The following is a 12,253-nucleotide window of genomic DNA, read 5'->3' as shown; positions in this document are numbered from 1 at the left end:
GTCTAATCTTTTTTCATAGTTATTGATTTAAGCTCTTTTTCAGCAATTTTTAAAGCTCGTAACGCCTGTTCTTCATTCTCCACTAACTGAAATACTTGGTCTGCTAACCAAAGTGAAAACAGCTCGTTATAGTCAAGCTTGAAAAGTTTTGCTAATGTTTGTATATGTTCACGTTTAGCTGTTTTTTCTCCTCTTTCTATTTTACTAAGCATTGCAGTGTCAATGTCTAACTCTGCGGATAAGTGCCTGAGTAGCATTTCTTGTTCTTCTCTTTTAAACCTTATTAAGTCTCCAAACTTATTCATCCTTTGCTTATTTGTTTAAATTGCATTTGTCAAATATAAACAAATTAAAAACAAACAAGAGCAAAAACAACAACAATATTTGCAAAAGGTGCAAAGTTTGCAAAAACTTTAAACACTTACTTTTTGGTAATGCCCAAAACTTGTTTGTGTAAGTAGTGTATTTAGTAGGCTTTTAAGTAATTCATCTACAGAACGAGATTTTAATTTGTATTGTATGCCTAATTTTATGGCTTCTTCTCGTTTGAAATTTTTAGGCAAAGCCTCAAAAAACTTTTTCTTATTACTTTTCCCTTTAAAAACACCTGTTTCTTCTTTCTTAGGTAAGTTATGATACATTAGCAAACTGTGTTGTAGATATACGTTTGCAATATGTAAAGCCATTTCAAAATCTTCATCAGTACAAAATACTTCTTCTGACATATCTCCGTTTTCAAACTTACGAAGTGCTGTAAAAATCATAGTAAAACGATATAATATTAAACCTAATCTTTTAACTACACTACTTGCTTCTTCACTTGTGAAGATGGTTACTTCTCTCAACCATTGGTCGCCTGTTATGTTGATTGTTTCCCATTGTTCTCTACTTAAACGAATGATTGTTTTTTGTGCTTGTAGAAAATCTATTAATTGTAATACAATATTAGACAATGCCTTGAAATGGTCGTTTAAATTGATAGTATTGCCGTAAGGCGATACGTCTCTCCATTTTTGCTCTACCTTAAAAGTATAGAATAAAAACCTACTAAATAAACCATCTTCTGCTGATGAAATAATATTGGCAACTTGTCCTGGTGTTCCTGAAAGTGCTACTGATAATTTTGGGTCTTTGATTATTATATATTCGTTATCGGTTTTTCTTGAAACAGATATTGTTTCTCCGTGAAATGATTTGCGAAGCATATCAGAATAACCACCCCAATCTTGTTTAAATACTGCACCCATACTGTCCGCTTCTGTTTCGCAAATAATCCCTTTAGCATCATTTTGTTGAATGTGTTTTAATATTGCTGCATACGAAGTATTTGCAGGAATAAAAACAACTTTAAAAGGTGGTTTTATTGGCTCTTCTGCAACTGTTTCATCATTCTTTTTTCTGTTTCTTTGTGCTGTTTTATATTCGGCTAATTCTGCATCATAGATTTGTTTTTCCTTATTGCTTTCTTCTAAAACTCTTTCTTGATAAGGGTCTGCCAATACTTTAGCAAATTTTAAAGCACCTTTACCACTTGCTGCAGGTGCTATGATAAATGAAAATAAATTAGGGTAAACAGTTTCTTGTGCATAAACACCTTCTACATTAGGTAAACAACCACTTAAAATAGTTAATGCACCTGTAAAAAAAACGTCTCTTTCTCTTACGTCTGAAAATGCTCTTGTACCTTCTTTTAAAATATCTGGTAGATTTTCAAATATATCTTTATCAAAGGTTGGTGTGTTTTTTAGATAATCTTCTATTGGCTCTTGTGATGGTTGCTGTTGCATAACATTGCTACTTGTTGCAATGGTGTTACTTTGATTGTAATTTTGATACTCTGCAAATTGATTACTATTGTTTGTATAGGCACTTTTTACAGATGCTTTTAACTCACTATTTTTTAGGTCGTATGTATTTGATATGTGATGCAAAGCATCATCAAATACAATACCTCTCCTGTTGCAGTTACAAGCCAATTGATAAATATAATTGTTTCGGTTGCCTTCAATATAAGTTGCTTTATTTTCGGTGAATTGGATACATTGTTGAAATATATCTGAAGTTGTAGAAGTATCATTTTGAATTGTTTTAGTTGGTGTTGATTTTGGTTTGATTTCTTGTTGTTTTACTTGTTCAATATCTACTATGAATTTTTGATTGTTGATGTTTCTGTATCCGTTAGGATCATCAGAAACAAAACACAAACGAGTAATGTCTTTACATTTTGGGTCTGCTTCAATACCTATTGCTTTTTCATAGTAATCTTGAACTTGTTGGTATGCCGTTTTGTGGTGTTCTATGCCTGTATTTATTTCAATAAATACTTTTAGGCCATTACCACTTGGGCTTGTGAAACAAGCAAAAGTGAAAGGAATATTATTTATAATTTTCGTTGCTTTTTCTAATTCGTCTGGGTAGAGTTTATCAAAGTCGAGATGCACAAAACCGCTATACATTTTTAAGTATTCCATTTTTCTACCACCTTCAAAAATGCCTGATGGAGTAAATGCAGGAAGTGATTTTTTTAAATTATCTACTCTGCCGTCTTTTCCCATACCTATCGCCATACGAATAGGAGAGATTAAGTCTTTATATTTACCCTCTACTATATCTTTTGTTATTAATAACAAAGATTTAGTTTCAATGGGTTGGTTAAAGTTTTTGAATATTGTTGATGATGCCATAATTTCTGTTGATTTATTTCCCATTGGTAGGAGATTTAAAATTCTTGTTCAATAGTTCGAGAATATCTGAAAGACGATAGTAAATTTTATAGCCTATCTGACAGTAGCCAATTAATCCGCTATCTCGCCAATGTTGGGCTGTACGTTTACTGATATTCATAATTTGTAGGAACTCCTGTGTATCGAAAAATACTTGGTCAGGATTTGTTCTTTGCTTGTCTTTGAGCATAAGAAGTAAATCGTCTAAACGTTCTTCTATTTGCTCTAACTTTTCGTGTGATGGATGATAGTAGCCCATAGTTATCTTCTTTTATTTTGGATAACATAATTGGCTGCTGCCATTTCGATTTCAGCATCAGTAGATTGTCGGTTGCGTTGCAACCAAATATCTAATTCCTGTCTATTGAAGTAGAGTTTTTTGCCTTGTGGGCAGAAATGTGGGATTTTCTTCTGACTTGTTAGTTTATATAGGTGCGAAGCACTTATATCTAAATAACTACAAGCATCATTGAAGTTAAGGACTTCTTTTTTTAGGAGGTTTTGTTCCTCTAACTTTCTATCTAATTGAGAAAGTTTTTCTAAGATTAAATTTTCGTTGTTCATTTGCTTTAAATTTTTAGTTATACAATCGAATTATCGAAAGCAAAACTGCCACTTAAAGCAAGTGTAAACCGTTAGACAGTAGCATCTAACTGTTATATCTAACTGTTCTAACTGTTTTTATTTATAGTTGTTTTAGAATATTGTCAATGGTTTCTTTTTTCTTAGGATTATGACTTTTATTATTATATAAATTTCCTCTACTAATTAGGTTATTTTTCTTTGAATAAAACAGATTAGAATTTGCAATAGTAGTCGGATTGAAGTTTGTAAAATGTTCTTCTAATTTTGAAACGATATAACTGAATTGTGTTGTTTCACAAAACAAATGAATTTGTTTTGCACCAATCGTTAAATCTTTACTTGTAAAGATTGCTAATAAATCATCTGTACTGGTTTTATCTTCATTAAGTAACTCAATATCTCTTTGTAAAAGAAATAGTATTGATTTTAGATTTTCTTTTACTCCAGAAAAACCAAAAGAGAAACGTGCATCTTTTTCTAATTTAAAATTATCAATATCAAGTAGTATATTTTTTACTGTTGTAAACTCTGGTGTTGTATCATCAATTTGATAATCTGGAATATCTGTATTTAATAGTTCGCCAAATATTACCAATTTATCAGAAGGTAAATCGTGTAATAAACTTGGGTATAATAATTCTGTTTCTTTAAGCAAACGAATTACGTTAGTAATGAGTTGAGGGATTACATAATCTGTTAATTCTGTTTTAGGTAAATCCTCTCTATCTGTTCCAATTCTTAATAAAAGGTCTTTGCAAGATTTTACTACATTCTGTATTATCTCTTTTTGTTGTACTTCACTTATCTGTTTATTTATACACTTAAAAATACGATTGCTTAATCTTGTGGTTTCGTTCTTTAATAAATAATGATAGAATTTTTGTGTAGAGGAAGTTGGTTCTTTTAGATCCAACTTTACAAGAGGATGCAATATCTCTATTTTTCTATCTGTATCTTTTTGAGCCATATAAACTTCAAGACCATCTTCATTAAATAGATTTGTTTTACTACTATGAATTTCTTTTAAAACTTTGTAATAACTGTTAATAGATTTTACAGGCTGTATAAAGTCTTTAGGTAGATTGTTTCTATAAAACTTTTCATCAATCGCAGATGATGACCAAGGTTTTAATTCTCCGTATATGATATTCTTAAATATTGTAAGTTCCATAATTATAAGTCTAATTTAATTTTATCTGCTGCTTCAATCTTTTTATCATCTATTACTTTGGCATAAATTTGAGTTGTTTTTAATTCTCTATGACCTAATAATTTTGATACTGTATAAATGTCTGTACCTAAAGACAACTGAAGCGTAGCGTAAGTATGTCTTGCACAATGGAACGTTATGTTTTTTGTAATACCTGCTCTCATCATCCATTGCAACAATTTTACATTATACCAGGCACTATATCTTAAACCAACAAAAACCCTTTCATCTGATGCTTTTTCTTCTCCAAGCATATCTCTTGCTTGTTGAGAAATAGGTAATGTTTCTGCTCCTTTGGTTTTCTTTTGTCTAAAACGAATATGGTTTCCCATATGTTCTGAATGCTGAACCTCTGACCAAACCAATTTATTTATATCTGACCACCTTAAACCTGTAAGGCAAGAAAATAAAAACGCAGTTTTTAGTGGCTTAATATCACATTCAACTTTAGTTACTGCTTGTAATTCTTCTAATGTTAGGTATTCTCGTTGTACTTCTCCTTGTTTAAATGCTTTTACTTGTTCTGATGGGTTGTATTTCATTATACCATCTCTAACTGCTTGTTTTAGTGCTGCTCTTAATTTATTGAAATAAGAATATTTTGAATTTTGAGAAAGTGGCTTGCCACCTTTTGAAGTTGCTTCTGTTTCAAGATAATCTCTAAAGCCTTGAACCCATTCTCTATTAACTCTGCTGAAAGTAATATCATTAGGACAATATTTTTTAAGGTGTTTTCCAACACTATCCCAATTTCCATAATTGCCGGTACTTTCTTTTCTCTTTTCTGTGAGTGTATCAAAGTACATTAAAAAATTACCTTTTAGTTTTTCGCTATCTTGAAAATCATAAATACTATTGTGAATTTCTAAATGTCTTTTTGCTTTTATGCTTTCGGCTAATTGAAGTATCTTTTTATTTTCATCTTTTTGCTGTTTTGTAAGACTTCCATTCTCTGGTTCAGGCATTAGATAAAGTTGCAAGTATTCGTATTGCCTTTTTCCTTTACTATAATAGTCGAGGTATAAACTTATCTTATTTCCCTTTTTTCTTTTTCTTAATGTAACTTTCATAATTTGCCGTTTTTTAGATGAATAGATTGTCGATTTGATTTCTTGCCATTATTTTCTTCCTGCCAATTTGCTTGACTGTTAATTGACCTCTTTTAACCATTCTTTGAATAGTCCATCTACTAACACCTAAAAGTTCTGATACTTCTGTGATACTTAAAAACTCTTTTTGAGAAAGGTTTTGAGGTGTGATGATATTGATAGTTTGCAAACTTTGCAGGTTTTCCTTTGTATCATCAATTGCAGATTGAATTTTTTCATCACGTTTACGCTTCTTGTATGCTTTTTTAGCACAAGAATTTCCGCAGTATTTAGTTACTGTGGTTCTTGCTATAAATGCTTTACCGCAGAATTGGCAAGTTTTAGGTATGTGAATGTTACTACTCATTTGTTGCATTGTGTAGCCTTATGGGTCAATATGTAGCGATATGGTGCATCATTTCGCTATGACTTGTTGCCATTAAGATTGGGCAACAAAACAGTAGTTAAGGCAACAACTGTACAACAAATATAAGGAATAAAGAGATAATGGGCAACAAATAAGAGCAAGTAATTACTAACAAAGTCAACAATAACAGGTAGTTAGCAAACAAGAGAAGGATAATTACTTTCCAATACAAAAATTCCCAAAAATATGACCCAAAATATCTTTGTCTACATCATACTCGCCAGTAATATTACCAAGGTGACGTAAACATTCTCTAATATCAATTGAAAACAAATCCGTTCCAATTTCTAAATCAATTCCTTCTTGAACAGAAGTAATGGCAATTAAAGCATTATTTAAAGCTTCAAAATGACGAGAATTGGTAACAATAGTTTCGTTATTACTTAAAGCACCAATATTAACCAGAGAAGTAAGTTCTGTTTTAAGTTCGTCAATTCCAGTTTTATTTTTAGCAGAAAGTAAAATTAAATTCTCTATTTCCGATTGTAAAACAGCAGTATCATGACAAGATAAGGTGTCAATTTTATTAGCAATTACCAATAAGCGTTTGTTTGGAAAACGCGTTTGGATGGTTTCAATTTCAGCTAAAAAATCTTCTTTAGCATACGAAAATTTGTTAGAATCAATTAAAAAGATAATTAATTGGGCATTTTCTGCTTTTTCATACGCTTTTTTAATTCCGATGTTTTCTACAACATCTTCAGTTTCTCTAATTCCAGCAGTATCTATAAAACGAAAAGCAACACCATCAATAATTAATTCATCTTCAATTGCATCTCTAGTTGTACCAGCAATGTCTGAAACAATGGCTTTTTCTTCGTTTAAAAGTGTATTTAATAAAGTGGATTTTCCAACATTTGGTTCACCAATTATGGCTACAGGAATTCCGTTTTTCATGGCATTTCCAAAAGCAAAAGAATCAATTAAACGTTTTAAAACAAAAGTGATTTTTGTTACCAATTCCTTAAATTTAGTCCTATCAGCAAATTCTACATCTTCACCAGAAAAATCGAGTTCCAATTCAATTAAAGCAGCAAAATCTAATAATTTTGCGCGTAAATCCTTCAATTCATTGGTAATTCCGCCACGCATTTGCTGAATCGCCATTTTATGACTTGCTTCAGAATTAGAAGCAATAACATCAGCAACAGCTTCAGCTTGACTTAAATCCATCTTTCCGTTTAAAAAAGCACGCATTGTAAACTCGCCATTATCAGCCATTCTGCAACCATTTTTCAGAAATAATTGAATAATTTCTTGCTGAATAAAACTAGATCCATGGCAAGAAATTTCAATAACATTTTCGCCAGTGTAGGAGTGAGGGTTTTTAAAAATAGAAACCAAAACTTCATCTACAATTCGTTCATTATCAATAATATGTCCTAAATGTAATGTGTGCGTTTTTTGTTTAGATAAATCCTTGTTTCTAACCGATTTAAATAACGGAGCAACAATATTAATTGCTTCTTTACCAGAAAGTCGTATAACAGAAATTGCGCCAACACCTGCCGGAGTTGCCAAAGCTATAATTGTATCGTCAAAGTTAGAATTCAAAATCGGTAGTTTTATGTGCAAAGATAGTTGTAAACTATTTGGAGGCAAATCTAAGAGGCATTAAATTGAAAATAACCTTAAAATTTTGACACAAGCTTCTCACATTTTAATCTCGATTTTCGAGTAAATAGCGTTGTTTTCTTGTAAAACTGTAACAAAACAGCAAATTATGCGTCGTATATATACAAACAACTACAAAAACAATAAAAATGAAAAAGAACAAACAATTACTCGTATTAACACATTTAAGTCAATTATTAGATTTTGTATCAGGAATTGGCGGATTTATAGTTCCATTAATACTTTGGCTTGTAAAAAAGGACGAAGTTTTAGGCATGGACAAGCAAGGTAAAGAAATACTTAACTTTAGAATCTCAATGTTTATCTATGTTTTACTATGTATTCCATTGATTATTTTCTTTGGTTTAGGAATAATTGGACTTATAGTATTAAGTATCTTGTATTTAGTTTTACCTATTTTAAATGCAATTAGAGTAAGTAATAATGAAGAACCAAACTATCCTTTTAGTATACAGTTTATTAGCTAAAATCTATTATATTATTTGAATTAAAGATGAAGTTCCTCGATGTTTACATTGAGGATTTTTTTGTTTATTAAAGCCTTATAAATAAGGCGTGATAAAAAACATTTTACAAATGTCATATTCGTATCAACAAGTATGTTTTATTGAGTTTTAAGTGATTAATCAACAGTAATATTGATGTATGTTTATAAAAAAACATAATTTTATTTTTATTTTTTAAAAAAAACGTGCTACTTTAGCATAAATATTAACCCCTAAATATTATTAATTATGTTTACTCCCCCTAAACAGAAGTTCTTACCAATTGCCCTATGTCTAATTTTTTTTATTACATCTTGTTCTTCTAGCGAAGAAACTGTAGTTGCTGCTGCTGAAGAGCCTGTAGTAGAGTACATTGCGCCTAGTACAATAGAAAATGAAATTTTAAATCGAATTAACGATTATAGAGTTTCAATTAACCTATCTGCACTTAATAACTTTAACATTGTAAAAGTTCCTGCACTTAATCATACACATTACATGATTGATGAGCAAGAAATTTCTCATGATGGTTTTAATGACCGAGCAAGTTATTTAGTAGAAAATGCTGACATTGTTAGTGCTGCAGAAAATGTTGCTTCAGGATTTACCACTGCAGAAAGCGTAGTTGACGCTTGGATTGCTAGTGATGGACACAGAGCAAACATTGAAGGTGATTATAACTATTTTGATGTTATAGCCAGAAAAGACAGCGATGGACATTGGTATTACACAAACATCTTTGTGAAAAAACCTTAGTAAAGGTTTAATTTTAATTTTTTTAAGCCTGACTTTAAAGTTGATTTTTCAACAATTAAAGTCAGGCTTTTTTTATTTTGGGCGTTACCTTTCAGGTCGCGCTTTCCGTTATATCTTTTATTCGTAAACTCATAAAAGGATGTCACTTCAATCGCTAACGCAGGCTATTTTATGAAGTAAAAGTATAAACTATTTAAGAAACAGATTGTCTAATAAAGTCTTCGTATTCGTAAAAGAAAAGTTCAAATTTTGGCATTGTTTCTACGTAAAACTCAAAACAATCTCGCCAAGTATTTTTGTTATGCACGCTAAATTTTCCTTCAAAAGGAACGTAAATTCGGTGGATTATCTTTTTACTTTCTTCCAATTCAAAAGTTGCATCAAAAATAACTTCTGGTATTTCTGTTTCTAACAATACCTTTAAAGACAACATTTGATCGTATAAAAGCTCGTTGTGTATATCTTCAGGGTGTTCAATATCTAAACAAACCGAAGCCTTTTTTCTATCTGCTTGAAACTTAAAAGCAAAACCCTTTATTTTGGTATTGTATAACAACCATTTTCTTGGAAACGATTTTCCAAAACTTGTCCAAAACTCTTTACGTAATTGTGCTGATTCTTCTTTAGAGAACATTTTTTAGATGGTATTTTGTTTAGTTGAATCCTTATTTAATAAATCAATTATTCTTGGTTGAATAATCCAAATACCAATTGGAAACACCCAAAAACCTAACATATACCAACCATAACCTTCTTTTTTATTTCTTATTGTTGTTATACATCTTGATAAAAAATAAATTGTGTGTATCATACAGAAAAACATAAGAAAGTATAGAGGAATGATTACCCAAGCTACCCAACCATACTCTACAATGTTATTATTGTTTATGTCATATCCACCTAAAAAGATAGAAATCAAAATTAAATAGATAACAACAAAATAGATTTGTAATTTAAATTGCTTTAAATTTAAAATAGATTTGTTATTCAGTTTATTATATAGTTTTTCTCCCACACCAAGAGTCCAGTAAGTGAATAATATGAACCAAAAAATCATTAAAAAAATGCTAATAATTGTTTTAGTTGATAATGATATAAGAATTATGGATAAAAACATTACCCAAGGTTTTATAGTAAAAATTTTATTTAATTGATTTTCCATTAAATTTATCTAATTTTTATCCATGAATTTTAGCTTCAGAACCACGATTTTTCATCATTTCTGCTTCAAAGGCAACTAAAGCATTCCATTTTTTATCTACAATTGCTCTGTCTTGATATTGACGTGCAAATGCTAAAAAAGTTGTGTAATGGTTGGCTTCAGAAATCATTAAATCTTTATAGAATTTAGACAATTCTTCATCTTCCATATTTTCTGAGAATACCTTAAAACGTTCGCAACTTCTAGCTTCTATTAACGCCGCAATTAATAAACGCTGTATTAAAGCATCAGTTCTATCGCCAGTTTTCTTAAAAAACTTCTGCAATCTAATAGCATAATCGTTTTTTTGCTCGCGCCCTAAAACCATTCCGCGTTTTACCATTAATAAATGCACCATTCTAAAATGTTCCATTTCTTCAATAGCAATATTGCTCATTTCTTTTACAAGTTCCGTTTCTTCGGAATAATTGATAATAATAGACACTGCATTAGAAGCTGCTTTTTGCTCTAAAAATGCGTGGTCTGTTAATATTTGCTGTAAGTTGTCTTTGGCAATGTCTGCCCAAGAAGTTTCGGTTTCGAATTGTAATCCTAACATGGTTGTGGTTTCTTGTGGCAAAAGTAAAAAATATTGTTCATAAAAGTTAATTAGTTAGCAAACAAGTTTAGCCCTGATTGAACGGCTTGTTTGAGCTCGTTGAGGAACGAAACAGCGAGTAGTGAAAGCAGGAAACAGCTTCAAAAAAATAAAAAAACAGTTGAACGGAGTTTCTGGTGTAAGACTAACTATCTTTGCAAAAAATTAAGTTTTACAACGGTATGGCAAATAATATAAAAGGACAGGATGAGATTTTAGCAAAACTAAATATCTACGAACTAAATGAAATGCAAAATGAAGCTATTGCTGTTGTTGAGGAAACTGCAAATACAGTGATTTTATCGCCTACGGGAACGGGAAAAACATTGGCTTTTTTGTTACCAACGCTTAAATTAATTGACCCTGAGAATAAAGATATTCAGGTTTTAATTTTGGTTCCGTCTAGAGAATTGGCAATTCAAATTGAGCAAGTTATTCGTGAAATGGGAACTGGTTTTAAAGTAAATGCAGTTTACGGCGGACGTTCAATGGCGAAGGATAAAATTGAAATTAAGCACACACCAAGTATTTTAATTGGTACTCCAGGAAGAATTTCGGATCATTTTGCTAACGATCGTTTTTCTAAAGATAGCATAAAAACCTTAATTTTAGATGAGTTTGATAAGTCTTTAGAGGTTGGTTTTGAATATGAAATGCGCGGAATTATTAATCAATTGCCAAATCTTAGTAAACGTATTTTAACTTCGGCAACGCAAGAAGCTGAAATTCCTGGTTTTGTGGGTTTAAATAATGCAAAGACTTTAAATTACTTAACAGGAAAAAAATCTAAGAAATTAGATATTAAAATTGTGAATTCTCCGGCTAAAAATAAGAATCAGACGTTGTTAGATTTATTACGTCATGTTGGTAATCAACCTGGAATTATTTTCTGTAACCTAAAAGATAGTATTCAGCATGTAAGTACTTTTCTTGAGAAAAATAAGATAAGCCATAGTTGTTTTTCTGGCGGAATGGAGCAAAAAGATAGAGAACGCTCGTTAATAAAATTTAGAAACGGAACCAGTAGAGTTTTAATTGCTACAGATTTAGCAGCAAGAGGAATTGATATTCCTGAGCTTAAATTTATTGCGCATTATGAACTTCCAGAACGTTTAGAAGAGTTTACGCACAGAAATGGTAGAACAGCAAGAGTTGACGCCAAAGGAACTGCGTATGTTTTAAAGTGGGAAAAAGAACATTTACCAGATTTTATAAAAGGAGCAACGAATGCAAATATTACTTCAAAAGAAAAAGTAAAAGCGCAATATTGGGAAACCTTATTTATTTCTGGCGGAAGAAAAGACAAGATTTCTAAAGGTGATATTGCTGGTTTATTCTTTAAAAAAGGCGATTTAACCAAAGATCAATTAGGTGTTATAGAATTAAAGCAAGATTGTGCTTTTATTGCTGTACCAGTTTCTGAAGCTACTAATTTGGTTGAAAAACTAAATAATACACGTTTAAAAAGTAAGAAAGTTAGGATTCATACTATTTAAAAAATAAGACACAGATTTCACTGATTTACACTAATTTTAAATAGAATTT

14 protein-coding genes are annotated in these 12,253 nt (G+C 30.8%); 3 read left to right on the top strand and 11 right to left on the bottom strand.

Going from position 1 to position 12,253, the window contains the following annotated elements:
• Nucleotides 1–2: 2 nt before the first annotated feature.
• The 8 genes from LPB136_RS04335 to mnmE form a co-directional block, all read right to left on the bottom strand.
• Nucleotides 3–305 carry a helix-turn-helix domain-containing protein gene (locus LPB136_RS04335; RefSeq protein WP_072554960.1) on the bottom strand — a complete coding sequence of 101 codons (303 nt, stop codon included), beginning with the start codon at nucleotides 303–305 and terminating at the stop codon, nucleotides 3–5.
• A 108-nt stretch (nucleotides 306–413) separates the two neighbouring features.
• The gene (locus LPB136_RS04330) at nucleotides 414–2,708 is read right to left on the bottom strand and encodes a DUF3987 domain-containing protein (protein WP_072554959.1); all 2,295 of its coding nucleotides are present in this window, start codon (nucleotides 2,706–2,708) and stop codon (nucleotides 414–416) included.
• Nucleotides 2,698–2,913: a helix-turn-helix domain-containing protein gene (locus tag LPB136_RS04325; RefSeq protein WP_162272279.1), complete on the bottom strand. Its 216-nt coding sequence runs from the start codon at nucleotides 2,911–2,913 to the stop codon at nucleotides 2,698–2,700. Before LPB136_RS04325 ends, LPB136_RS04330 begins: the two co-directional genes overlap by 11 nt.
• A gap of 71 nt (nucleotides 2,914–2,984) precedes the next feature.
• Nucleotides 2,985–3,287 (bottom strand): helix-turn-helix domain-containing protein, encoded by a 303-nt coding sequence (locus LPB136_RS04320; RefSeq protein WP_070235720.1) that lies wholly within the window; start codon nucleotides 3,285–3,287, stop codon nucleotides 2,985–2,987.
• Nucleotides 3,288–3,408: 121 nt separating this feature from the next.
• Nucleotides 3,409–4,479 (bottom strand): DUF6617 family protein, encoded by a 1,071-nt coding sequence (locus tag LPB136_RS04315; RefSeq protein ID WP_072554957.1) that lies wholly within the window; start codon nucleotides 4,477–4,479, stop codon nucleotides 3,409–3,411.
• A 2-nt stretch (nucleotides 4,480–4,481) separates the two neighbouring features.
• Nucleotides 4,482–5,588, bottom strand: a complete 1,107-nt coding sequence (locus LPB136_RS04310) for a site-specific integrase (protein ID WP_072554956.1) — start codon at nucleotides 5,586–5,588, stop codon at nucleotides 4,482–4,484.
• A gap of 13 nt (nucleotides 5,589–5,601) precedes the next feature.
• Complete coding sequence (locus LPB136_RS04305; RefSeq protein WP_070238145.1) at nucleotides 5,602–5,973, bottom strand: helix-turn-helix transcriptional regulator; 372 nt, start codon at nucleotides 5,971–5,973, stop codon at nucleotides 5,602–5,604.
• A 216-nt stretch (nucleotides 5,974–6,189) separates the two neighbouring features.
• Complete coding sequence (gene mnmE, locus LPB136_RS04300; RefSeq protein ID WP_158009598.1) at nucleotides 6,190–7,587, bottom strand: tRNA uridine-5-carboxymethylaminomethyl(34) synthesis GTPase MnmE; 1,398 nt, start codon at nucleotides 7,585–7,587, stop codon at nucleotides 6,190–6,192.
• A gap of 209 nt (nucleotides 7,588–7,796) precedes the next feature.
• Here mnmE and LPB136_RS04295 point away from each other — a divergent pair, with 209 nt between their 5' ends.
• On the top strand, nucleotides 7,797–8,135 hold the full coding sequence (locus tag LPB136_RS04295) for a DUF4870 domain-containing protein (RefSeq protein ID WP_072554955.1): 339 nt from the start codon (nucleotides 7,797–7,799) through the stop codon (nucleotides 8,133–8,135).
• Nucleotides 8,136–8,402: 267 nt separating this feature from the next.
• The gene (locus LPB136_RS04290; RefSeq protein WP_072554954.1) at nucleotides 8,403–8,909 is read left to right on the top strand and encodes a CAP domain-containing protein; all 507 of its coding nucleotides are present in this window, start codon (nucleotides 8,403–8,405) and stop codon (nucleotides 8,907–8,909) included.
• A gap of 193 nt (nucleotides 8,910–9,102) precedes the next feature.
• Here LPB136_RS04290 and LPB136_RS04285 read toward each other — a convergent pair whose 3' ends face one another.
• The 3 genes from LPB136_RS04285 to LPB136_RS04275 form a co-directional block, all read right to left on the bottom strand.
• Nucleotides 9,103–9,543 (bottom strand): DUF4268 domain-containing protein, encoded by a 441-nt coding sequence (locus LPB136_RS04285; protein ID WP_072554953.1) that lies wholly within the window; start codon nucleotides 9,541–9,543, stop codon nucleotides 9,103–9,105.
• 3 nt (nucleotides 9,544–9,546) lie between these two features.
• Nucleotides 9,547–9,966, bottom strand: a complete 420-nt coding sequence (locus LPB136_RS04280) for a hypothetical protein (protein ID WP_158009597.1) — start codon at nucleotides 9,964–9,966, stop codon at nucleotides 9,547–9,549.
• A 121-nt stretch (nucleotides 9,967–10,087) separates the two neighbouring features.
• Nucleotides 10,088–10,669 carry a MiaE family protein gene (locus LPB136_RS04275; protein WP_072554951.1) on the bottom strand — a complete coding sequence of 194 codons (582 nt, stop codon included), beginning with the start codon at nucleotides 10,667–10,669 and terminating at the stop codon, nucleotides 10,088–10,090.
• Nucleotides 10,670–10,890: 221 nt separating this feature from the next.
• On the opposite strand from LPB136_RS04275, the gene LPB136_RS04270 reads away from it, so the two are divergent.
• The gene (locus LPB136_RS04270) at nucleotides 10,891–12,204 is read left to right on the top strand and encodes a DEAD/DEAH box helicase (RefSeq protein WP_072554950.1); all 1,314 of its coding nucleotides are present in this window, start codon (nucleotides 10,891–10,893) and stop codon (nucleotides 12,202–12,204) included.
• Nucleotides 12,205–12,253 lie beyond the last annotated feature (49 nt).

The sequence above is a fragment of the Tenacibaculum todarodis genome, from assembly GCF_001889045.1.
Classification (GTDB): Bacteria; Bacteroidota; Bacteroidia; order Flavobacteriales; family Flavobacteriaceae; genus Polaribacter; species Polaribacter todarodis.
Note: the sequence above shows the minus strand (reverse complement) of the source record. Positions and strands in the feature narration are given on the sequence as shown.